Annotated in this window: 18 protein-coding genes and 1 pseudogene; 6 read left to right on the forward strand and 13 right to left on the reverse strand. The window is 73.0% G+C overall.

All coding sequences use genetic code 11. The features are described 5' to 3' along the window. Positions 1 to 57 precede the first annotated feature (57 nt). Positions 58 to 987, forward strand: a complete 930-nt coding sequence (locus ACF06X_RS26120) for a GNAT family N-acetyltransferase (RefSeq protein ID WP_392289720.1) — start codon at positions 58 to 60, stop codon at positions 985 to 987. Next, positions 968 to 1474, forward strand: coding sequence for a DUF402 domain-containing protein (locus tag ACF06X_RS26125; RefSeq protein ID WP_392289721.1), 507 nt, complete (start codon positions 968 to 970; stop codon positions 1472 to 1474). Before ACF06X_RS26120 ends, ACF06X_RS26125 begins: the two co-directional genes overlap by 20 nt. Here ACF06X_RS26125 and ACF06X_RS26130 read toward each other — a convergent pair. From ACF06X_RS26130 to ACF06X_RS26145, 4 genes and pseudogenes are all read right to left on the reverse strand, one after another. Next, positions 1444 to 1781 (reverse strand): annotated as a pseudogene (locus ACF06X_RS26130) (GNAT family N-acetyltransferase). The gene ACF06X_RS26125 and the pseudogene ACF06X_RS26130 sit on opposite strands and share 31 nt — an antisense overlap. Further along, on the reverse strand, positions 1778 to 3274 hold the full coding sequence (locus ACF06X_RS26135) for a tripartite tricarboxylate transporter permease (RefSeq protein ID WP_392289722.1): 1497 nt from the start codon (positions 3272 to 3274) through the stop codon (positions 1778 to 1780). The pseudogene ACF06X_RS26130 and the gene ACF06X_RS26135 overlap by 4 nt, the downstream one beginning before the upstream one ends. Positions 3275 to 3277: 3 nt before the next feature. Further along, positions 3278 to 3787: a tripartite tricarboxylate transporter TctB family protein gene (locus ACF06X_RS26140; protein ID WP_392289794.1), complete on the reverse strand. Its 510-nt coding sequence runs from the start codon at positions 3785 to 3787 to the stop codon at positions 3278 to 3280. Positions 3788 to 3852: 65 nt separating this feature from the next. Beyond that, entirely contained in the window at positions 3853 to 4836 is a 984-nt protein-coding gene (locus ACF06X_RS26145; RefSeq protein ID WP_392289723.1) for a Bug family tripartite tricarboxylate transporter substrate binding protein, read from the reverse strand. Between the two features lie 122 nt (positions 4837 to 4958). Between ACF06X_RS26145 and ACF06X_RS26150 the strand changes: the two genes are divergently transcribed. Then, the gene (locus tag ACF06X_RS26150) at positions 4959 to 5630 is read left to right on the forward strand and encodes a response regulator (RefSeq protein ID WP_392289724.1); all 672 of its coding nucleotides are present in this window, start codon (positions 4959 to 4961) and stop codon (positions 5628 to 5630) included. Here the strand turns inward: ACF06X_RS26150 and ACF06X_RS26155 are convergent. Beyond that, positions 5609 to 6454: a DUF72 domain-containing protein gene (locus ACF06X_RS26155; RefSeq protein WP_392289725.1), complete on the reverse strand. Its 846-nt coding sequence runs from the start codon at positions 6452 to 6454 to the stop codon at positions 5609 to 5611. The genes ACF06X_RS26150 and ACF06X_RS26155 overlap by 22 nt on opposite strands. Positions 6455 to 6626: 172 nt before the next feature. On the opposite strand from ACF06X_RS26155, the gene ACF06X_RS26160 reads away from it, so the two are divergent. Beyond that, complete coding sequence (locus tag ACF06X_RS26160; RefSeq protein ID WP_392289726.1) at positions 6627 to 7661, forward strand: lytic polysaccharide monooxygenase; 1035 nt, start codon at positions 6627 to 6629, stop codon at positions 7659 to 7661. A gap of 32 nt (positions 7662 to 7693) precedes the next feature. On the opposite strand, the gene ACF06X_RS26165 is transcribed toward ACF06X_RS26160, so the two are convergent. From ACF06X_RS26165 to ACF06X_RS26175, 3 genes are all read right to left on the reverse strand, one after another. Beyond that, positions 7694 to 8575 (reverse strand): esterase/lipase family protein, encoded by an 882-nt coding sequence (locus ACF06X_RS26165; RefSeq protein ID WP_392289727.1) that lies wholly within the window; start codon positions 8573 to 8575, stop codon positions 7694 to 7696. A gap of 176 nt (positions 8576 to 8751) precedes the next feature. Further along, positions 8752 to 9729, reverse strand: coding sequence for a hypothetical protein (locus ACF06X_RS26170; protein WP_392289728.1), 978 nt, complete (start codon positions 9727 to 9729; stop codon positions 8752 to 8754). Next, complete coding sequence (locus ACF06X_RS26175) at positions 9726 to 13265, reverse strand: DNA polymerase III subunit alpha (protein WP_392289729.1); 3540 nt, start codon at positions 13263 to 13265, stop codon at positions 9726 to 9728. The genes ACF06X_RS26170 and ACF06X_RS26175 overlap by 4 nt, the downstream gene beginning before the upstream one ends. A 160-nt stretch (positions 13266 to 13425) precedes the next feature. Between ACF06X_RS26175 and ACF06X_RS26180 the strand changes: the two genes are divergently transcribed. Further along, entirely contained in the window at positions 13426 to 14451 is a 1026-nt protein-coding gene (locus ACF06X_RS26180; RefSeq protein WP_392289730.1) for a DUF3533 domain-containing protein, read from the forward strand. A gap of 98 nt (positions 14452 to 14549) precedes the next feature. Here ACF06X_RS26180 and ACF06X_RS26185 read toward each other — a convergent pair whose 3' ends face one another. From ACF06X_RS26185 to ACF06X_RS26200, 4 genes are all read right to left on the reverse strand, one after another. Further along, positions 14550 to 15461, reverse strand: a complete 912-nt coding sequence (locus ACF06X_RS26185; RefSeq protein WP_392289731.1) for a S1 family peptidase — start codon at positions 15459 to 15461, stop codon at positions 14550 to 14552. Positions 15462 to 15630: 169 nt separating this feature from the next. Continuing rightward, positions 15631 to 16506 (reverse strand): S1 family peptidase, encoded by an 876-nt coding sequence (locus tag ACF06X_RS26190; RefSeq protein WP_392289732.1) that lies wholly within the window; start codon positions 16504 to 16506, stop codon positions 15631 to 15633. A 173-nt stretch (positions 16507 to 16679) separates the two neighbouring features. Next, a complete protein-coding gene (locus tag ACF06X_RS26195; RefSeq protein WP_392289733.1) occupies positions 16680 to 17504 on the reverse strand; it encodes a DUF1684 domain-containing protein in 825 nt (274 codons plus the stop codon). Positions 17505 to 17633: 129 nt separating this feature from the next. Further along, positions 17634 to 18929, reverse strand: a complete 1296-nt coding sequence (locus tag ACF06X_RS26200) for a DUF5685 family protein (RefSeq protein WP_392289734.1) — start codon at positions 18927 to 18929, stop codon at positions 17634 to 17636. 362 nt (positions 18930 to 19291) lie between these two features. Between ACF06X_RS26200 and ACF06X_RS26205 the strand changes: the two genes are divergently transcribed. Further along, a complete protein-coding gene (locus ACF06X_RS26205; RefSeq protein WP_392289735.1) occupies positions 19292 to 19726 on the forward strand; it encodes a cell division protein SepF in 435 nt (144 codons plus the stop codon). 49 nt (positions 19727 to 19775) lie between these two features. Here the strand turns inward: ACF06X_RS26205 and ACF06X_RS26210 are convergent, their stop codons facing one another. Further along, positions 19776 to 21485, reverse strand: coding sequence for an MFS transporter (locus ACF06X_RS26210; RefSeq protein ID WP_392289736.1), 1710 nt, complete (start codon positions 21483 to 21485; stop codon positions 19776 to 19778). Positions 21486 to 21604: the final 119 nt, after the last annotated feature.

A 21604-nucleotide genomic window follows, 5' to 3' on the forward strand; every position in this document is an offset into this window, starting at 1 on the left:
CGCTCCCCCGGAAAATGAGAGGCGGCCCGGCACCGCCCGCACGTAGCGTGCGACAGCATGACTGTGATCGTCCGTGACGTACGGCCCGAGGACCCCGAGGACGCGGCGGGTTTCGCCCGGGTCCGGCGCGCCGCGCTCCCGTTCATGCTCGCAAGTCCCGAGCAGACGGCCTTCGACTGGGCCCACGCCCATCCCGACGCCCATGCGCGCCCGTTGGTCGCCGAGGTCGACGGGGAGATCGTCGGCACCTCGCAGCTCAGCATCGCGCACGAGGCGCCCGAGCCCGGAGTCGGCTCCGTCAACGTCTACGTGCACCCGGACAGGCGGGGCCTCGGCGCGGGGACGCTCCTGCTGCGCGCCTCCGAGGAGCACCTCGCGGAGCGCGGGGCGACGACGCTCTACAGCTGGGTTCTCGACGAGCCGGCGTTCCGGGACTTCGCCGCGCGCCGCGGCTACACGGCCCGCCGCCCCGCGCACTTCCTCCGCCTCGATCTGACGGCCGCCGCGCTGCCGCCGCTCCAGGAGGCGCCGGCCGGTGTGGAGCTGCGTACCGGCGCCGACTTCGCCGCCGATCCACGCCCGCTGTTCGCGCTCGACGCGCTGACCACGGCCGACGAACCGGGCGATGTCGGCGCCGAGCTGACGGACTACGAGCACTGGCTGGCGACCACCTGGAACCATCCGCTCTTCGACCGCGAGCTGACGATGGTCGCCGTCGTCGACGGCCGCCCGGCCGCGTTCAGCGCGGCCCAGACCGACGGGCGGGGCCGCTACTTCACGGGCATGACGGGCACCGCCCCGGAGTTCCGGGGGCGGGGCCTCGCCAAGCTCGCCAAGAACCACTCCCTGCACCGGGCGCGCGCCGCCGGCTGTACGGAGGCGTTCACCGGGAACGACGCCGGCAACGAGCCGATGCTGGCGATCAACACGTGGTTCGGCTACACGATCTGCGCCACGGAGGTACGTCATGTCCGCACGCTCGGTTGAGGTGAAGCTGGTGAAGGCGGGCCGGACGAAGATCCGCTACCCCGCCGAGGTCGTCGCCGACGACGGGACCCGGCTCACCGTCCGGGCCCCCTGGGCCGCCGAGGGGGTACGGGACTTCGGCTTCGTACGGTTCGAGCCGGGTGACGTCTTCGTCGAGCACTACTGGCGCGACCGGTGGTACGCGGTGAAGGAGGTCCGCTCCGCCGGCGGGGCGCTCAAGGGCTGGTACTGCGACATCACCCGGCCCGCGCGGGTCGACGGCTCCGAGGTGGCGGTCGAGGACCTGGACCTTGATCTGTGGGTGTCGGCGGACGGCAGTGAGGTGCTGCGGCTCGACGAGGACGAGTTCGAGGCGAGCGGCCTCGCGGTCGTCGACCCGGAGGCGGCCGCCCGCGCCGTCGTCGCCCTCGACGAGCTCGAACGCCTCGGCCGCGAGGGCCTGGTGGAGCTGCTGCGTCAGCCGGTCGCTCCTACCCGCTTGCGGTAATGGACGCGGTCGTACGGCCCCTCCACGCGCCGCTCCACGACCTCGTAGCCGTACCGCTCGTACAGCTTCTGGTTCTCCCACATCATCGCGTTGGTGAGAAGCCGCACCTCGGGCAGTCCGAGTGCGCGTGCGCGGGGTCGCCGACGACGAAGACCCGCCCCGCCGCCACGTTCGCCGCGTGGTCGTACTCCATCGGGGCCGGTACGAGGCCGATCCGTTCGATGTAGTGGTGGAAGGCCGCGTCGGTCACGGCCTTCACGGCGGGCACGTCGGTGGCAAGGGCGGGGCGGGGAACGCTGCTTGTCATGCCGGTACGTTACGGCGGCGGATGATCACCTTTCTCAGCAGGGGCCAGGCCAGCAGGAGCGCGATCACGGCGTACACGGTGACGGAGAACGGGGTGTTCACCAGGCCGGTCAGCGACCCGTCGCTGATCTGCAGGGCGCGGCGCAGCTGCTGTTCGGCGGCCGGGCCGAGGATGACTCCGATGACGGCGGGCAGGACCGGGAGTCCGTAGCGCCGCATGCCGAGGCCGATCAGGCCGATGATCAGCAGGATGACCAGGTCGAGCGCCTCGCCGCCCACCGCGTACGCGCCGACGGCGGCGAAGAAGAGGATGCCGGCGTAGAGGTAGGGGCGCGGGATCCGCAGCAGCTTGGCCCAGACGGGGGCGAGCGGCAGGTTCAGCGCGAGCAGCAGGACCATGCCGACGAAGAGTGAGGCGATCAGGCCCCAGACCAGGTCGGGTTCGCGCTCGAAGAGCAGCGGTCCGGGCTGGATGCCGTACTGCTGGAAGGCGGCGAGCATGACGGCCGCGACGGCGGTCGTCGGCAGGCCGAGCGTCAGCATGGAGACGAGGGTGCCGGCGGCGGAGGCGGAGGCGGCGGACTCGGGGCCGGCGACGCCCTCGATGGCGCCCTTGCCGAACTGCTCCTTGTGCTTCGAGAGCCGCTTCTCGGTGACGTACGAGAGGAAGGTCGGGATCTCCGCGCCGCCGGCCGGGATCGCGCCGAACGGGAAGCCGATGACGGGGCCGCGCAGCCAGGACTTCCAGGTGCGCCTCACGTCGTCCCTGCCGAGCCACGGCCGTCCGACCGGCAGTGCCTCGCCCGTCGTGCGGCGCAGGTGGGCGGCGACCCAGAGGGCTTCGCCGATCGCGAAGAGGCCGACCGCGACGATGACGACGTCGATGCCGTCGGCGAGCTGGAGCGAGCCGAAGGTGAGGCGCTGCTGGCCGGTCATCTGGTCGAGGCCGACGAGGCCGAGGGTGAGTCCGATGAGGAGCGATGCGAGGCCCCGGATGCGGGAGGAGCCGAGGACGGAGGTCACCGCGATGAAGGCGAGGACCATGATGGCGAAGTAGTCGGGTGCGCCGATGTCGACGGCGAGCGCGGCGACGGTCGGGGCGAGGGCGACGAGCAGCAGCGTGCCGATCATGCCGCCGGTGAAGTGGCCGATGGCGGCCGCCGCGAGCGCCTGCGCGCCGCGCCCGGCCTTGGCCATGGGGTTGCCTTCGATGGCGGCGACGACGGCGGCGCTCTCGCCGGGGGTGTTGAGCAGGATGGAGGTGGTGGAGCCGCCGAACATGGCTCCGTAGTAGATGCCGGCGAACATGATGAAGGCGCCGGTCGGTTCGAGGCCGTAGGTCACCGGGAGCAGCAGGGCGACGGCCATGGCGGGGCCGATGCCGGGCAGCACGCCGATGGCGGTGCCGAGGAGCACGCCGATGGCGGCCCACAGCAGGTTCATCGGGGTGAGGGCCGTACCGAAGCCGTCGATGAGCGAGTTGAGTGAGTCCATGGGTCAGAGCACTCCCATCAGCGGGCCGCCGGGCAGCGGGACTCCGAGCAGGTTGTCGAAGACGACGTAGGTGAGCAGGGAGAGGCCGGCCGCGATGAGGGGGTCGCGGTGGAGGTGGCGGCTGCCGAGCGCGTACGCCGCGCCCCAGAAGAGGAGGGCTCCGGCGACGGGGAAGCCGACGGGGCCGATGAGGACGGCGAAGGCGAGGAGGACGCCGGCCAGGAGGAGGACGGTGCGCCAGTCGCTCGGCTCGGAGAGGTCGACGTCCTCGCCGCCCTCGGCCTCGCCCCGGCCGCCGCGCAGGACGTCGATCGCGAGGAGGACGGCGACGACGAGGAGGCCGGCGCCGACGACGACCGGGACGGTCCTGGGGCCGACGGGGCCGCGCTGGGTGATGTCGACGGTCATGGTGAGGGCGTCGGTGAGGACGAGGACGCCGATGACGAGGAGCAGGAGGCCGACGCCGAGTTCGGAGTGCTCGCGCAGCCAGGACTTCCTCGCCGTCGCCGTCACCGTGGTCGCCGGCGTGTCTGCTGTCGTGTCTTCCGGCGTGTCTGCTGTCGTGTCTTCTGGCGTCGTCACAGTCCCAGCTCCTTCAGTACCGCGCCGACGCGCCGGTCCTGTTCGTCGAGGAAGGCGCCGAACTCCTCCCCGGCCAGGAAGGCGTCGTTCCAGCCGTTCTTCTTCAGCGACTCCCGCCACTGCGGGGAGTCGTGCAGCTTCCGCACCAGGACGACGAGCTTGTCGCGTTCGGCGTCCGAGAGGCCGGGCGGGGCGACGATCCCGCGCCAGTTGGTGAACTCGGTGTCGAGCCCGGCCTCGCGCAGGGTGGGGGCGTCGAGCCCGGGGACTCGCTTCGGGCCTGTGACGGCGAGCAGCCGCAGCTCGCCCGACTTGATCTGGTCGAGGTACTCGCCGACGCCGGAGACGCCGAAGGCGACCTTGTCGCCGAGGATGGAGGCGAGGAGTTCGCCGCCGCCGTCGAAGGGGATGTAGTTGACGCGCGACGGCGCGATCCCGGCGGCCTGGGCCATCAGCATCGGGGCGAGGTGGTCGGGCCCGCCGGGCGAGGAGCCGCCGCCGACGGGCAGCTTCCCGGGGTCCTTCTTCCAGGCCGCGAGAAGGTCCTGGATGGTCTTGTACGGGGAGTTCTTGCCGACCACGACGATGTCCTGCTCCTCGGTGAGCCGGGCGATCGGGGTGGTGTCGGCGAGGGTCTTCGGGGTCTTGTTGGTGTGGACGGCTCCGACGACGCCGAGGCCCATGGACATGGCGAGCCGGCCGTTGCCGTGCTCGCCGACGAGCCGGGTGAGGCCGACGGTGCCGCCGGCACCGGGCAGGTTGAAGACCTCGATGTCGGTGGTGAGACCGGCGTCCTCGGCGTTCTTGGCCGCGGTGCGGGCGGTGATGTCGTATCCGCCGCCGGGTGTGTTGGGAACCATGAACCGCAGGCCGGGGATCTGGGTGCCGGTGTCGGAGCCGCTGCCGGTGGAGAGCAGCGGCGGCCCCACCAGCACCAGCAGCGCCGCCCCGAGCAGGGCGAGGGGAGTGCGCAGACGCAACGGTGCCGCCTCTCGGTAGGTGAAGGGAAGTGGCCCACATGTTGCCTGCGCGTTAAGAAGCTGTCTCTCTTCCGCAATCAACGGACGTTGTGGTCCTTGTGGTCGCGACCTAGCGTGGCGGCGTGACGAAGGTGCTGGTGGTGGACGACGACTTCATGGTCGCGAAGCTGCACAGCCGTTATGTGTCGACCGTGGACGGTTTCTCCGTCGTCGGTGTCGCGCACAGCGGCGCCGAGGCGCTGCGCGCCGCCGACCTGTTGCGTCCCGATCTGGTCCTGCTCGACATCTTTCTTCCCGACATGGACGGGATCAGCGTGCTGCGGGAGCTGCGCGGGGCGGGCCTGGGGGTCGACGCGCTGTTCATCACGGCGGCGCGGGACGCGGGCATGATCCGCTCGGCGCTGCGCGCGGGGGCGCTGCACTATCTGATCAAGCCCTTCAACCAGGCGGCCCTGCAGGAGCAGCTGCGGCACGTGGCCTCGCTGCGCAGCCGGCTCGACGAGCTGGACGAGGCCCGCCAGGAGGACGTGGACCAGATCTTCGGCGCCCGCCCGCCCGGGTCCCGCGAGCTCCCCAAGGGCCTCGCGGCCCCGACGGCGGACCTGGTGGACGGCATCCTGCGGGCCCATCCGGAGGGCCTGTCGGCGACGGAGTGCGCGGAGGCGGGCTCCCTGTCCCGGGTGAGCGCCCGCCGCTATCTGGAGTACTTCGCGGAGACGGGCCGGGCGGAGATCACCCTGCGCTACGGGGGGACGGGACGCCCGGAACGGCGCTACCGGCGGCTCGGGGGCTGACTCCCGGTCGCGGGCTGACCGCCGGTCGAAGCCTTACGGGTCCCGGTCGTCGCCGGGCCAGGGTTCACGGCCGTACGGCTCACGGTCCGGCCGAGCGCGGTCACCGCGCGGGCGAAGTGGACGGCGTCGGCGATCGCCGCGCCGCCGGTGTCGTTGTTGAAGTACGCGTACACCTCGGCCTCGTCCGGCCAGGCGTCGGCGAGGCGTCCGGCCCAGGAGGCGAGCGCCTGCCGGCCGTAGCGCGGCGGCGGCTGGGCGAGGCCGGCGTGGAACCGTACGTACCCCCAGGACGCGGTCCGCCACAGCGGCGTCACCGGGCGCGACCAGCGGTCGGCCCAGCACAGCGCGCTGCCGTGCCGCTCGAGCACCGTGCGCAGCGCGCGTTCCGCCTCCCACCAGGAGGGGTGGCGCAGCTCCACGGCGACGCGGACGTGCGGCGGGAAGCAGCGCAGGCAGGCGTCCAGCGCCTCGACGTTCTCGCGGAACCGGCCGGACAGCTGGAGCAGCACGGGCCCGAGCCGGTCCCCGAGCCCGGCCGCGCGGTCGAGAAGCCGCTCCACCGGCTCCTCGGGGTCGTGCAGCTGCTTCAGATGCGTCAGGTAGCGGCTGGCCTTCACCGCCATGACGAAGCCCTCCGGCGTGCGGTCCCGCCAGGCCCGGAAGGTCTCGGTGGTGGGCAGCCGGTAGAAGGCGTTGTTGTTCTCGACGGTGGCGAAGGCCCGGGCGTACTCCTCCAGCCAGAGCCGCTGCGGGGTCGCGGGCGGGTAGAGCACCCCGCGCCAGTCCCGGTACTGCCACCCCGAGGTTCCGACGAGTACGGGCATGCTCCGGTCCACCTCTCGGGACGGCCGCGCCGATCTTTCTATTGTGCCGCTTAGCGGCTTCTTAAAGCGACCATAAGGATCGCCGTCGCCCCCTCTCCCCGGCCGGTTTCGCGGTTTTCGGCGGCTAGCTTGCTGAGCGACCCCACGTCCCCCCTCGAAGGAGTTGCTCACCATGACCGTTCGCCGCACGGCCTCCGCCGTACTCGCCCTCGGGGTGGCGCCGCTCGCGATGGCGGGTCTGGCCGCCGGGCCGGCCGTCGCGCACGGGTCGATGACGGATCCGGTGAGCCGGGTCTCGGCCTGTTACGCGGAGGGGCCGGAGAGCCCCGATTCGGCGGCGTGCAGGGCCGCGGTCGCGGCGAGCGGGGTGCAGGCGTTCTACGACTGGAACGCGGTGAACATCGCCAACGCCGCCGGGAAGCACCGCGAGCTGATCCCGGACGGCGAGCTGTGCAGCGCCGGCAACGACAAGTACCGGGGACTGGATCTGGCGCGCGGTGACTGGCCGACGAGCCGGCTCGACTCCGGGAAGCACACCTTCCGCTACAAGGGGACCGCTCCGCACCGGGGGTCCTTCGAGCTGTACGTCACCAAGGACGGCTACGACCCGTCGAAGCCGCTGACGTGGGCGGACCTGGAGGAGAAGCCGTTCGCCACGGTGACCGACCCCCGGATGGAGGGCGGTGACTACGTCTTCGACGGGACCGTGCCGAACAGGTCCGGCCGGCACCTGATCTACTCGATCTGGCAGCGCTCGGACTCCCCCGAGGCGTTCTACACCTGCTCCGACGTCGTCTTCGGCGCGGACAACGCGGGCGGCGGGGGCGCGTCTCCGGCTCCCACCGCGACGCCGCCGACCGACGGTCAGATCGAGGACGGCAGGGACGAGTCGTCCGTCGAGCACGGCGGGCACGGGGACGACAAGGCGGAGACCGGGGCGAAGGAGACCGCGGCGCCGGCGACGGCGTCCGCGACCACCGCGCCGACCGGGTCGGCGCCCTCCGCCGAGGCCACAGCGCCGGCGGCGCCGAACGAGCCCGCCGCCGCCGGCTCCGGAAGCGAGAGCCTCGCCGAGACCGGTGGCGACGCCGCGACCCCGTACCTCGCGATCGGCGGCGCCGCCGTGCTGGCGCTCGGTGCGGCCGTGCTCTTCGCGACGGTCCGCCGCAGGACGCTGCCCGGGTCGACGGGCCGCCACAGCCGCTAGCCGATCCGTCGGCCGTCGCGCCGGCCGATCCGCTAGTCGATCGCGGACAGGCAGGTGGTCGGGGTCGCGTGGGCCGGGTCGAGGGCGTTGGCCACCTCGTGGAACGTGACCCGGTCCACCGTCCCGATCGCCACGTGCTCCGAGAGGTTCAGCGCGCACTTGTCCTGGATGAGGACGTTGGTGACGTCGTCGCCGGAGAGGAACTGCGAGCGGTACGGGGTGACGACCTGGTCGTACTTGGTCGCGATGACCGTGTACGTGACGCCCGGCACCGTGTCCCCGCCCTCGTTGAGCTTGGTGAGGAACGGGGATCCCGCCACCTGGTCGGCGAGGCCGGGGGTCTTCTCACTGAGCAGCTCCGCCGCGCCGGGGAAGTACGGCAGCAGCTCGGTGAGGCCGAGGAGGGTGGTGCCGTGGTTGTCGGGGGCGATCCCGACGAGTGCGCGCACCTTCTCGGCCCCGCCGAGGAACTTGAGGTAGTACCGCGGCATCATGCCGCCCTGCGAGTGGCCGACGAGGTCGGCCTCGGCGGCTCCGGTGGCCGCGAGCACCCTGTCCACGTACGCGTCGAGCTGTTCGGCCGACTTGTCGATCGGGCCGAGGCCGTGGAAGAAGGGCACGTTCGGGAGCTGGCCGTAGTCGAGCGAGAAGACGCAGTACCCCCGGTCGACCAGGTAGGGAGCGAGGCCCAGCCAGTTGTCCCAGGAGTTCCCGAAGGTGCCGTGGACGAGGACGATCGGGCGGGGGTGGGCGGCGGAGGGCTTGCAGGAGAAGTCGTTCCAGCCCCGGCTCGGGGCGGTGGCAGTGGCGGCGGCGTCCTGGGCCGAGGCGGAGGCGGTGGGGGCGAGGGTGGCGGCGGCGGTCAGCAGGAGGACGGACAGCGCTCTGACGGCGCGTCGCTTCCAGGGCAGCATCGGGCGATCTCCTTGCGGCTCAAGGGGAGTCTGGGACGAACGAATGCAGTACGCCCTGCGGTCCGGACCACAAGTGGGGATGCGCTCCCGACAAGCTACGCACGGGTAGCGCGCACGGGGAAGTTACGCGTCGGTAAAATTTGACTTCTCGTCAATAAGGAGTAAGGGCAGGCCGGTCAGGCCGCCAGCGAGCCGGGCAGCACCGCTCGCGGGCCGAACTTCGCCCGCGCCCGGTCCGCCACCGCCTCGATCCGCCGGGCCTTCTCGTCCGCCGGGTCGAAGGTCAGCTGGTGCGCGGCCCCCTCCGCGGGCGTGAGCCCCTCGGCGCGCAGCGCGATCCCCCGCACCCGGGCCCGCTGCAGCCCGAACGACGCGTGGATCGCGTACGCGAGGGCGGTGAGCGCCGCCGTGTGCGCGGTCGGCTCGGGCAGCGTCCGGGTGCGGACGGTGGTGGACCGGTCCGCGTACCGCACGGTTACCGTCAGGGACCGGCACACCTGCTCCTCCGTCCGCATCCGGAGGCCCAGCTCCTCGGTGAGCGAGAGCAGCGCCCTGCGGTGGGCCGAGGGGTCCAGCTCGTCGCGGAGGAAGGAGCGTTCGGCCGCCATCGAGCGGGAGAGGGCGTTCGGGACGACCGGGGTGCGGTCGACGCCCCGCGCCCGCTCCGCCAGTTCGCGTCCGGTCTTCGCCCCGACCAGCCGCTGGAGGACGGCGAGCGGCGCGTCCGCGACCCGGCCGATGGAGTCGAGTCCGTACGCGCCGAGGGTACGGGCGGTGGTGCGGCCGACCCCGTCGAGGGCGTCGACCGGGCGGTCCCGCAGGAAGTCCGCCGGGTCGTCGACGACCAGGGTGGCGCCGGGGCGTGCCTCGCGGGCCGCCATCCGGGCCAGCATCGGGTTCGGTCCGGCTCCGACGACGCAGTCGACGCCGTACAGGGCGAGCGCCCTGACCCGTACCACCGAGGCCAGTTCCGTCGGGCTCCAGCCGAAGTAGCGCAGCGCGCCGCGCACGTCGGCGAGCAGGGTGTCGGGCAGAGCGGCCTCGACGACCGGGGTGAACTCGCCGAGCAGGTCCACCAGTCGCGGCAGCGACGGCTCGGCCCCTCCGCTTTCGAAAGGCGCGGGTTCAAGGCGGAACCGTACACAGAGGATCATCCCGCGCTCCCCGGACTGCTGTGCCAGAGCTTCCGCGACGGGGTCGCCGCGCCCTCGCCGGCCGGCTGGAGGTCGGCCCAGGGGTTCAGCTCGTACCCGGTCGACATCCTGATCCGGCGGCCGCCGTCACCGGCTCCGGAGGGCCCGGAGGGCAGGGGCGCCGCGAGCCGCTCCCCCACCGCCTCCAGGCCTCCGGTGGCCCGCAGTTCCACCAGGTCGGCGAGGTTCCAGGCCGCGGATCCGACCACGCTGAGGCTGCGCGGGCCGCGCCGCTGCACCACGCCCCGGACGAGCAGCAGCCAGGAGTGGAAGACGGTGTGGGCGCAGGCCTCGTGGGAGTCGTCGAAGAAGGCGAGGTCGACCAGGCCGGTGCCGTCGTCGAGGGTGGTGAAGATGACCCGCCTGCCGGAGCGGATCGGCGGGGTCTGGGTGGCCGCCTTGGCGCCGGCGACCAGGACGGTCTGCCCGTGCGGGGTCTCGCGCAGCCGCTTGGCCGAGACCACGCCGAGTTCGCGCAGGAAGGCGTGGTGGTCGCTCATGAGGTGGCGCGAGGCGTCCATGCCGAGGACGCCCAGCTCGGCGCTGAGCCGCTCCGACTCGTCGAGGTCGGGCAGCCCGACGGGCGCGGTCTTCCGGCCCTGGGCGAGCGGGAGTTGACCGCCGTAGGAGGCGGCTCCGCGCTGGAGGCGGTGGAGTTCGGTCAGGTGCAGCAGCAGATCGCGGCGGTTGGCACCGAAGGCGTCCAACGCGCCCACCTGCGCGAGCCGTTCGGCCACCGGCTTCCGCGGCCGGGCCCGCTCCCAGAAGTCGAGCAGCGAGGCGTAGGGCTGCTCCGCCTCGATCCGCGCGCTCTCCGCCTCGCTGATGCCGTGGACGTCGGCGAGGGCGAGCCGGAGCCCCCACACCCGAGGTTTCTCGGACACCAGTTCGATCCGATGAGCGGCCCCGGACCGGTTCACGTCCAACGGCAGCACGGGCACCCCGCGCCGCCGCGCGTCCGCGAGCAGCAGCCGCTTCGGGTACATCCCGGGGTCGTGGGTGAGCAGCCCGGCGTAGAAGGCCGCCGGGTGATGGGTCTTGAGCCAGGCCGACTGGTACGTCGGTACGGCGAAGGCCACCGCGTGCGCCTTGCAGAAGCCGTACGAGCCGAAGGCCTGCACGATCTCCCAGGTGCGGGCGATCGTCTCGGGGTCGTACCCCCGCTGTGCGGCCCGCTGAGCGAACCAGACCTTGATCCGCCCCTCCGACTCGGGGTACGACAGTCCGCGCCGCGCCTGGTCGGCCTCGCCCCGGCCGCAGCCGGTCATGATCCGTACGATCTCGATGATCTGCTCGTGGAAGACGACGACGCCGTACGTCTCCTTCAGCGCCTCCTCCAGGTCCGGGTGCGGGTAGCGGGCGGGGACCCGGCCGTGGCGCGCCTCGATGAACGGGCGGACCATGTCGGCCGCGACCGGTCCCGGGCGGAAGAGCGAGATGTCGACGACGAGGTCGTGGAAGGTGGCGGGCTGGAGCCGGCCGACCAGGTCGCGCTGGCCGGGCGACTCGATCTGGAAGCAGCCGAGGGTCTCGGTCGACTGGATGAGCCGGTACGTCTTCGGGTCGCCGGGCTCCACCTGCTTCGGGTCGTCGAGGTCCACCTTCTCGCCGGTCGCCCGCTCGATCTCGGCGACGGCGTGGGCCATCGCGGACTGCATCCGCACCCCGAGCACGTCGAGCTTGAGCAGTCCGAGGTCCTCCACGTCGTCCTTGTCGAACTGGGACATGGGGAATCCCTCGCCGCTGGTGGGCACGACGGGGGTACGGGTGAGCAGCGAGGCGTCCGAGAGCAGCACCCCGCACGGGTGCATGGCGATTCCGCGCGGCAGCTTGTCGAGGGCCTCGACCAGCTCCCAGAGCCTGCCGTACTTCTGCCGCTCGCCCGCGAGCGCGCGCAGTTCGGGCAGTTCGTCGAGGGCGGCGAGCGCGTCCCGGGCCCGGATGTGCGGGAAGGCCTTGGCGAGCCGGTCGATCTCGGCCGGGTCCATGGACAGGGCCGCGCCCACGTCCCGTATCGCGTGGCGCACCCGGTAGGTCTCGGGCATGGCGACGGTGGCCACCCGCTCGGTGCCGAAGCGGTCGATGATCGCCCGGTAGACCTCCAGGCGGCGGGCGGACTCGACGTCGATGTCGATGTCGGGCAGGGCGGTGCGGTTCTTGGAGAGGAAGCGTTCCATCAGCAGCCCGTTCCCGACCGGGTCGGCGTGGGCGATGCCGAGGAGGTGGTTGACGAGCGAGCCGGCGCCGGAGCCGCGCGCGGCCACCCTGATCCCCATCCGCTTCACGTCGTCCACGACCTGAGCCACCGTCAGAAAGTAGGTGGCGAAGCCGTGGTGGTCGATGATGTCGAGCTCGCGGTGCATCCGGTCCCAGTACACCCGCCGGTCGGAGCGCCTGTCGTACCCGCGCAGCACCATTCCGGCGGCGGCCCGGGAGGCCAGCACGCGCTGGGCGGTGCGGCGCTCGGCGCCGACGAGATACGGCTCGGGAAAATGGGCGGAGCCCATGCCGAGGTCGTCCTGGGGGTCGACCAGGCAGTCGGCGGCGACCGCCTGGGTCTGTTCGAGCAGCCGGTGCGCGGTGTCCCGGCGGAATCCGGCGGCCTCGACGATCCGCTCGGCGGCGGCCAGCATGTCACCGGCGTCCTTGAGCCAGGCCTCGCCGCTGTCGAGCTCCTTGCGGGGGTCGACGGGGACCAGGCGGCGGGCGGAATCGAGGACGTCGGCGACGGGGCCCTGGCCGGGGTCGGCGTAGCGGACGGCGTTGCCGAGGACCGGGCGGACGCCCTGCTCGGCGGCGAAGCCGACGGTACGGGCGGCGAGCCGCAGGGAGCCGGGGCCCGAGCCGGAGCGGCCGTGGTGGACGGCCTCCAGGCGCAGCGCGTCGCCGTACCGCTCGCGCCAGGGGACGAGCAGCCGGGCGGCCCGGTCGGGGCGGCCGGCGGCGAGGGCGCGGCCGACGTCGGAGGCGGGTCCGAGCAGCACGGTCAGGCCGTCGCCGTGGTTGGCCTCCCAGGGCAGCAGCGGGGAGCTGTCGGCCGTGCCGCCTCTCGCCGTCCCCGCGCCCTCGTCCCGGGCGTGGGCGGCGCTGATCATCCGGCAGAGCGCGGCCCAGCCCGCCCGGGAGCGGGCGAGGTAGACGACACGGGGCGCGGACTCGTCGACGAAGGCGCCACCGCGGACGGGGACGCGGCGCGCGGAGGTCCGGCCCGGACCGCTCTCACCGAGGCCGGATCCGAGCCCGGAGCCCGAGCCCGAGCCCGAGCCCGGGCCGGGGCCGGCCGGGTCGGTCGCGAGGTCGACGCCGAACAGGGGGCGTACCCCCGCCTCGGCGCACGCCTTCGCGAACCGGACCACGCCCGCGACCGTGTCCCGGTCGGTGAGGGCGAGGGCGTCCATGCCCCGCTCGGCGGCGCGCTCGGCCAGCCGCCCGGGGTGCGAGGCGCCGTAGCGCAGGGAGAAGCCCGACGCGGTGTGCAGATGCGTGAACCCCGGCATGCGCACCTCCCGCCTCGATTCGTACGTACGTTCCCACCCCCCTCTTCTTCACCATAGACCATTTCGAACGCCCGTACGATACGTCGGGCGCGCGCCTCCGCCTCATCCGTTCGGCCCCGGCCCACCTGCGGGAACACCTCCCGCCCCGGAGCGTGGGGGCATGAGTCTCGTCGAGGAACTGAAGAGCGCCGTCACCCCCCGAGCAGCCCTGCTCGTCGTCGGCGTGCTCGCCCTGCAGCTGCTGTTCATCGCCTCGTACGTCGGGGCGCTGCACAACCCGAAGCCGAAGGACGTGCCCTTCGGCGTGGTCGCTCCGCAGCAGGTCTCCGCCCAGCTCCTCGGGCGGCTGGAGAGACTCCCCGGCGATCCGCTCGCCCCCCGGACGGTCGCGGACGAGGCCGAGGCACGAAAACTGATCATGAACCGGGACCTCGACGGCGCCCTGGTGGTGAACCCCGGCGGGACCACCGACACCCTGCTCGTCGCCTCCGGCGGCGGAACGGTGCTCTCCTCCGCCCTGGAGACGCTCTTCACCCGGGTCGAGGCCGCCAACGGGCGCACGATCAGGACCGTCGACATCGCCCCGGCGTCGAGGCAGGACTTCGACGGTCTCTCGGCGTTCTACCTGGTCGTCGGCTGGTGCGTCGGCGGCTACATCTGCGCCGCGATCCTCGCCATCAGCGCCGGCTCCCGGCCCGCGAACCGCGAGCGCGCGATCATCCGGCTCGGGGTGCTGGCGCTCTACGCGGTCCTCGGCGGCCTCGGCGGCGCGATCGTCGTCGGCCCGATCCTGGGGGCGCTGCCCGGCAGCATCGCGGCCCTGTGGGGCCTGGGCGCCCTGGTCGTCTTCGCGGTCGGCGCGGCCACCCTGGCCCTGCAGTCGGTCTTCGGCATCGTGGGCATCGGCCTGGCGATCCTGCTGATCGTGATCGCGGGCAATCCGAGCGCGGGCGGCGCCTTCCCGCTGCCGATGCTGCCCCCGTTCTGGAACGCGATCGGCCCCGCCCTGCCGCCGGGCGCGGGCACCTGGGCGGCGCGCTCGATCGCCTACTTCAAGGGCAACGACCTCACCGGCTCCCTCCTTGTCCTGTCCGCCTGGGCCCTCGTCGGCAGCGTGGTCACGCTGGTGATGTCCTCCCTGAAGCGCACACCGGAGTCGGAGCGGACCGCCGGCGGCGGTGCGTGATCCGCTCGTGTCCACGCGCCGGGTCCCCCGGCCGCGGCGGCGGCCGGGGGACCTGACGTCCGCTCGGGTCACGGTGTGACGGAGGTACGGCCTGACGGCTAGTACACGCTGACCCCGTACGCGCTCAGCGCCTCGGTGACGGGCTGGAAGAAGGTCGTACCGCCCGAGGAGCAGTTGCCGCTGCCGCCGGAGGTGAGACCGATGGCACGGCTGCCGGAGTAGAGCGGGCCGCCGGAGTCGCCCGGCTCGGCGCACACATTGGTGCGGATCATGCCGTAGACGATGTCGCCGCCGCCGTAGTTGACCGTGGCGTTGAGGCCGGTGACGGAGCCGCTGTGGGTGCCGGTGGTGGAGCCGCGGCGCGTCACGGACATGCCGACGGTGGCGTTGGCGGCGCTGGTGATGTCCACGCTGCCGACGGTGCCGGGCTTGCTGACCGTGCTGTTGGTGTACCGGACGATGCCGTAGTCGTTGTTCGGGAAGCTGGATCCCGAGGTGGAGCCGAGGACGGTGGTCCGGCCGGAGTTGGAGTACCAGGTGCCCGCGCCGTCGGTGCAGTGCCCGGCGGTCAGGAAGTAGTAGGTGCCCGCGCTGTCACGGACGTTGAAGCCGAGGGAGCAGCGCCAGCTGGTGGCGTAGATGGCGTCTCCGCCGGAGATCAGCTTGTTGAACTTCCCGGGCGTCCGCTCGATGCGGATCGCGCCGGCGTTGGCGCCGGCCTGTCGCTTGATCTTGGCTATCTCGGCCTGCGACACGGTGGAGTCGGCGGTGACGACCAGGGTCTTGGTCGCCTGGTCGACGTGCCAGGCGGTGCCGGCCACATCGGCGGTCAGGACGGCGTCGCTCGCGGCGGAGAGCTGCGTCGCGCTGAACGTCCGGGCGGTGTCGGCGCTCGCGGTGGGGACGGCGAGCGCCGCGGCGGCGACGAGACCGGTGGTGACGGCGAGGAGACGGATCCGTCTCGTGGCGCTGCCGCGGGGGGTGGTGGGGGTGGTGCGCTTGATCCTCACTTCTCGTTCCTCCAGAGGGGAATCGGGGGTCCGCAGTGGGGTGTCGGACCCGTGAGGCGCGGCCGGGGGCCGGCGCTGTGGGGGAGTCTCGGGCCGCCCGGGCCGGCGCCGCAAGGGCGCCTTTCGGCCGTACGACGCTCAACTACCGGGCGCCCGAGGGTCATTGGGGTCAGTAGAGGCTGACGCGGTACTTGGCGAGCGCCTCGGGCACCGGCTGGTAGAAGGTCGTGCCGCCGGTGGAGCAGTTTCCGCTGCCGCCGGAGGTGATGCCGAGCGCCTTGGTGCCGTCGTAGAGCGCGCCGCCGGAGTCGCCCGGCTCGGCGCAGACGTTCGTCTGGATCATGCCGCGAACGGTGCCGCCGCCGGAGTAGTGCACCGTGGTGTCCAGACCGGTGACGGTGCCGCTGCGGGTGCCGGTGGTGGAGCCCGAGCGCTTGACGGGCTCACCGACGTAGGCGTCGGCGGCCGTGAAGCCTCCGGGGTGGCTCAGCGAGGCGTTGTCGTAGCGGACCAGGGCGTAGTCGTTGCCGGGGAAGCTGGACCCGGTGGTGGGGCCGATCAGCGTGGACTGGGCCGAGTTGGCGTACCAGGTCTTGACGACGTTGCCGCAGTGGCCGGCGGTGAGGAAGTAGTACGTGGAACCGCTCCGGACGTTGAAGCCGAGGGAGCAGCGGTAGCCGCTGCCGTAGATGGCGTCGCCGGGGCCGAGCAGGGGCTTGAAGACGCCGGGGGTGCGCTGGACGGTGAGCGCGCCGGCGTCGGCGCCCGCGGTGCGCCGGATCTTGGCGATGCCGGCGTCGGTGACGGTGGAGTCGGCGGTGACGACGACCCGGCCGGCGGCCCGGTCGACGTACCACGCGGTGCCTCCGACGTCGGCCTTGAGCACGGCGGCGTCGGCGCGGGCGAGCTGGGCGGCACCGGCGGGCCCGGGGGTGGGTGCCGCGTGGGCGCCGGGGAGTCCGAGGGCGGTGACGGCCGCCAGGCCGGCCGCGACGGCGAGCAGTCGGGTGCGCTTGATCCTCACTGGTCTCACGGGTCTCCTCATGGGAAAGCGGAGGGGCCCGTGGGTGGCGGGCCCGTGAGGCGCCATCAGGTGACGTGTTCCTGACATGCACCGCTGCGATAGTGGCCCCCGAATGCCGGACGCACAAGACCGCACACCGAACGGGCGCCGTACGACTCCATGGCCGTCGGCGCCCGTGCCGGAAGAAGCCCAGGTCAGCCCTGGACGACCCGCCGCTCCCCGGCCAGCACCGCGGTGTCGAGGGTGTTCCCGGGCGGCGGGAAGGGGCAGATGAAGTGGTCCACGAAGGCGCACGGCGGCAGCAGCGCGCGGTTGAAGTCGACCGTCACCGAGCCGTCCGCCGCCGGCGGGGCGGTGCGCAGGAAGCGGAAGCGGTAGCTGTCCCGGCCACTCGTGGCGTCCGCGAAGACCGCCCACAGCGTGCCGTCCTCCTCGACCGCCACCTGGAGGGTGTGCTCGACGCCGCGGAGTTCGAAGGAGAGTTCGCCGGACAGGCTCAGCCCGCGTTCCCTGCCGTCCGCGTTCTCCACCCGGACGACGCGGACCTCGTCGTACGGGCGGAAGGTGCCGGGCACCACCCAGCGCTCGTCGTACGGCGTGGCCTCGATGCCCCGGAAGTTCCGGCGCGCCGCGGACTCGGGGTCGAAGTCCCGTACCGCCCACTGCCCTTCGCGACGCAGCAGGACGAGCCGCCGCCCGGCCGACTCGGCCCGGGACTCGTGGATCGGGGGATGGTCGGCGGTCAGCCGGACGCTGCCCATCAGGGGCTTTCCGTCGACGGTGATCGCGTCCTCGGCGCCCGCCGTCAGGACCACCTCGTCGCCTTCCTCCCGCCACAGCCCGGGAACGGCCGGAATTCGACCCTCCGGGTGGTCCGAGAGCCAGTAGGTGCCGGTGAGGGAGAGCGGGCCGTACGACGAGGCGACCGCGGCCACACGCTGCTCGTGCCAGTGCTGCCAGTCCTGTTGCGCGTCCCGGGGCGCGTCCTGGGACGGGTCCCGCTGAGGTTCCGTGCTCATGGTGTTCCACCATTCCACACGGGCTCGGGAAGCCGGGGGTACGACCACGGCGTCGTGCCGGAGTACTCCGTACGGAAGACGCCGCGCTCCCGCGGGAGCGGGAACGAGGCGGCCGGATCGGACGGACCGTCAGCAGCCGTCGCAGGGGCAGCAGCAACCGCAGTCGCCGCCGCCGCAGTCGTCGCAGTCCCGGCAGCAGCCCTCGCGCTTCTTCCGGGACCAGGGGCCCTCGTACTCCTTCGCGCAGCAGATCTGGCAGGTGCAGAACAGCCAGGTGAAGGCGGCGCATCCGGCCAGGAAACCGCGCGGCTTGGGCTGCTGGGGGCCGCCACCACCGAACTGCGGGGGCAGCCCGCCCGGCCCACCGGGGCCTCCGGCCCCGCCGCCGTAAGGGACACCGGCCCCGCCGCCGTAGGGCCCGCCGTACGGGTTGCCGGGGGCGCCCCCGTACGGGTTGCCGCCCCCGTAGGGATTCTGGGATCCGTACGGCCCGGGGGCTCCGCCCTGGTACGGGTTGCCCTGCCCCGCCCCGGCCGCACCGTGCGCACCGAACGCACCGTGCGCGCACGTCGTCGTGCCGAACGCCCGGTCCACCGAGGCGCGCAACTCGTGCGCGAGCAGGACGTGGACCAGCTTGCCGTCGGCGAACTCGGCGTCCCGCAGCGCGAGCCGGATCCCGTGCAGCGCGTCGTCCGCCAGCCTGCGGGCCTCCGCCAGGGAGGTGCCCGTCGCGGTGAGCGGGTTCCACGCGCCCGACGCGGCGTCGGCCCCCTGGTCCTCGACGGCGTCCAGCAGATGCGCGAGCCGGCCGAAGAGCCGCCCCGCCTCGGCCAGCGGCGCCGCGTTCCCCGGCCGTCCCGCCAGGACCGCCGTGTGCGCGAAGGCGGCCGCCGTCGCCGTCTCGGTCGGCTCCGTCACGGCGAGGAGAGGCGTGCCGGGCCCGGCGAGCGCCTCGATCCCGGTCTGCCGGTCGACCGCGTCCACCAGGACCGCCGTGTCGAAGCCGAGCTCCCGCCCCGTGCGGGCGCCCGCCCGGTCCCAGGACCTGGCGACCCGGCGGGCCGCCGCGGCGACCGGGCGGCGGGCCAACAGCCCGTCCCCGTCGGCGACGTGGTCGCGTATCTTCGCGGAGGCGAGCACCAGCGACACCGTCGCGGCGAGGCGCGCGCCCTCCCCCCGGGCGACGGGCGCGGTCCGCATCTGACGCAGCGGGCAGGGGCCCGCCGTACGCCGTGTGCCGGAGACGACCCCGGCCTGAGCCTCCGTCAGAACCGAGACGATGAGGCCGTCGTAGTTGGTGACCACCCGGGCGAACTGCCCGTGATCGGCCCGAAGTGCCAGACAGAGTCCGCAGAGATGGGCCATCCACTCCGTCTTGAGACTGTCGGTCAGCCGGTGCGTGCAGGGCCTGACGATTCCGAACATGAAGACTCCCCCGTGAGTCGCGCGTACACCGTCACCGTGCCGGTGCCGCGCCGGGGCTTTCCGGTGCCCGCGCCGGCGGTGCGGCAGGCATCGTATCGAGCCCGTCGTTCACCCGTACGCCCCGACAGTCACCCTTCTGGCCCGACTTTCATATTTTAAGTTGCGCAATCCCTGGCGACCCCCCGTCAGGCCCCGCATACCGCAAGTTTCCTGACGAATCGCCAGAAACCCGCCCTCACGTTCTGCACCAGTACCGTCACGAAACCCTCGCGCGCCGACTATCCACTTGGCGCGCGATCCGCATCATGGACGACGATAGGGACATGCGGAACCACAAGTGACCGCGTTGAAAGGAGGCGTCCATGGGATCGGTGCGCAAGGCCAGTGCCTGGCTGGGACTCGTCGAGGACAGCGACGATCGTTACTACGACGACGAGTACGCCGAGGGTGCCGAGAACGGCGACGCCTGGGTGACGGACCCGCGCGTCCGGGTCGCGTCCGACTCGGCGCAGGAGCGGGGCCGCCGGATCGCGACCGTCTCCCCCGACGGCTTCCGCGACGCCCGGGGCATCGGCGAGCTCTTCCGGGACGGCGTCCCGGTCATCGTGAACCTCACCGCCATGGAGCCCTCCGACGCCAAGCGTGTGGTGGACTTCGCCGCCGGCCTCGCCTTCGGCCTGCGCGGATCGATCGAGCGGGTGGCGACGCGGGTCTTCCTGCTGACCCCGGCCGACACGCAGATCATCAGCGGAGACTCCGCGGGCCGTTCGCAGGACGGTTTCTTCAACCAGAGCTGACGCCGGGGGGCCGCGCGGCCGGCACCCCGCCGTCGTCGGACCGCGCGGCTCAGCGCGCCGGGCGCCCGTAGCCGGCCGGCTCGACCGACTCGCACGCGGCCTGGTCACGTCCGGCCGGGTCACGGGTGGACGGCTCCCGGGTGGCCGACCCGCGGGTGAGCGGCTCGCGCGAGGCCGGAAGGCGTACCGGTTCGGAGGGGGCGACCAGGTCTGCCGGATCCACCGGGCACTCCATCACGCGCGGCAGCCGCAGCGCCATCAGCGCACCGAGGAGCAGCAGGCCGGCGCTGACGAAGAGAGTCAGGTGCAGTCCGCCGACGAAGGCGTGCCGGGCCGCGTGGTAGAGCGCCCCGCCGGCCGCGCCGCCGAGCTGGTCGGCCACCTGGTACGCCTCGCCGAGCGAGTTCGCGGCGGCCTCGCCCGCGGCGGCCGGCACGCCGGGGACGGAGGAGAGACCGGGGGCGTACGCCGCGTTCATCACGCTGCCGAGCAGGGCGATGCCCATGCCGGCGCCGAGCTGGTACGAGGTCTCGCCGATGGCCGCGGCGCCGCCCGCGCTCTCCGGCGGGGCCTCGCTGAGCATCGACTCGTACGCGGCGAAGAGGGTGGTCTGCAGCCCGAAGCCGAGCAGCACGAAGCCGACGGTGAGCAGCAGCGGCCGGTCGTGCTGTCCCATGAACACCAGGAGCAGCACGGCGGCGGCGGTGAGCACGAAGCCCCAGCCGACCATCCGGCGGGGTCCGATCCGGCGCAGCGTGTACGAGCCGGTGGCGCCCGCCGCCATGGCGGCGAAGGTGAGCGGCAGCAGCCGGAGCCCGGTCTCCAGGGGCGTGAGGCCGAGGACCAGCTGGAGGTACTGGACCGCGATCAGCTCCAGGCCGACCAGGGCCAGCATGGCGAGGACGATGCAGCCGACGGAGGTGGTGAAGGCGGGGCGGGAGAAGAGCCGCATGTCGATCAGCGGCTGCGCCCGGCGCCTCTGCCGGCGCACGAAGACGATGAGCAGCGCGGCTCCGAGGAGCAGTGGTATCGCGGTCTGCGGGGCCAGTATGTTCTCGCCGGCGCCGATCCGCTTCACCCCGAGGACGACGCCGAGCACGCCGGCCGCGGCCATCAGCGCCCCGAGGACGTCCCAGGGGCCGTCGCCGCCGCCCTTGGACTCGGGGAGCAGCCAGCGGCCGAGCGGCAGGATCATCGCCATCAGCGGGATGTTGATCAGGAAGACGGAGCCCCACCAGTAGTGCTCGACCAGGAAGCCGCCGAGCACGGGGCCGGTGGCGGCGCCGACCGCGGCGACCGCCGTCCAGATGCCGATGGCGGTGGCCCGCTCGCGCCGGTCGGGGAAGACGGCCCGGAGGATCGAGAGGGTGGCGGGCATGATCATCGCGCCGCCGACGCCGAGCAGGGCGCGGGCCCCGATCAGTACCTCGGGGACGGTGGCGAGCGCGGCGACCGCGGAGGCGACGCCGAACAGGGCGTAGCCGAGGAGCAGCACCCGGCGCCGTCCCACCCGGTCGCCGAGCGTGCCGAAGAGGATCAGCAGCGAGGCGCAGATCAGCGGGTAGGCGTCGACGATCCAGAGCAGCGCGGTGGAGCTGGGGCGCAGGTCCTCGGTGAGGGAGGGCACGGCGACGTGGAGCACGGTCGCGTCCAGCGCGACCAGCAGCAGGCTGACGCAGAGGACGACTAGGACGACCCAGCGGTTGGCGCCGCCGCCGGCGGCGCGGAGCCGTGCCCCGGCCGTGATCGTCCGCTGCATGTACGTACCTCCCAGTGAAGCCCTCGCGCTCGGCGGGCACCGGCCGGGGGTCGCGCCCTCGGGGCGGCCCGGCATCGACGGGCGAGTGAGCCGTCAGCGTACGCGAGTCCAGGGCCCGA

Origin of the sequence: Streptomyces sp. NPDC015346, from assembly GCF_043078785.1 — a bacterium.
GTDB lineage: Bacteria > Actinomycetota > Actinomycetes > Streptomycetales > Streptomycetaceae > Streptomyces.

Coding starts and splice junctions, on each gene's coding strand:
- ACF06X_RS26165 (WP_392289727.1), bottom strand. CDS start 8,575: ATGCTGCCCTGGAAGCGACGCGCCGTCAGAGCGCTGTCCGTCCTCCTG.
- ACF06X_RS26120 (WP_392289720.1), top strand. CDS start 58: ATGACTGTGATCGTCCGTGACGTACGGCCCGAGGACCCCGAGGACGCG.
- ACF06X_RS26200 (WP_392289734.1), bottom strand. CDS start 18,929: ATGTTCGGAATCGTCAGGCCCTGCACGCACCGGCTGACCGACAGTCTC.
- ACF06X_RS26180 (WP_392289730.1), top strand. CDS start 13,426: ATGAGTCTCGTCGAGGAACTGAAGAGCGCCGTCACCCCCCGAGCAGCC.
- ACF06X_RS26170 (WP_392289728.1), bottom strand. CDS start 9,729: ATGATCCTCTGTGTACGGTTCCGCCTTGAACCCGCGCCTTTCGAAAGC.
- ACF06X_RS26195 (WP_392289733.1), bottom strand. CDS start 17,504: ATGAGCACGGAACCTCAGCGGGACCCGTCCCAGGACGCGCCCCGGGAC.
- ACF06X_RS26205 (WP_392289735.1), top strand. CDS start 19,292: ATGGGATCGGTGCGCAAGGCCAGTGCCTGGCTGGGACTCGTCGAGGAC.
- ACF06X_RS26160 (WP_392289726.1), top strand. CDS start 6,627: ATGACCGTTCGCCGCACGGCCTCCGCCGTACTCGCCCTCGGGGTGGCG.
- ACF06X_RS26125 (WP_392289721.1), top strand. CDS start 968: ATGTCCGCACGCTCGGTTGAGGTGAAGCTGGTGAAGGCGGGCCGGACG.
- ACF06X_RS26175 (WP_392289729.1), bottom strand. CDS start 13,265: ATGCCGGGGTTCACGCATCTGCACACCGCGTCGGGCTTCTCCCTGCGC.
- ACF06X_RS26155 (WP_392289725.1), bottom strand. CDS start 6,454: ATGCCCGTACTCGTCGGAACCTCGGGGTGGCAGTACCGGGACTGGCGC.
- ACF06X_RS26190 (WP_392289732.1), bottom strand. CDS start 16,506: ATGAGGAGACCCGTGAGACCAGTGAGGATCAAGCGCACCCGACTGCTC.
- ACF06X_RS26210 (WP_392289736.1), bottom strand. CDS start 21,485: ATGCAGCGGACGATCACGGCCGGGGCACGGCTCCGCGCCGCCGGCGGC.
- ACF06X_RS26135 (WP_392289722.1), bottom strand. CDS start 3,274: ATGGACTCACTCAACTCGCTCATCGACGGCTTCGGTACGGCCCTCACC.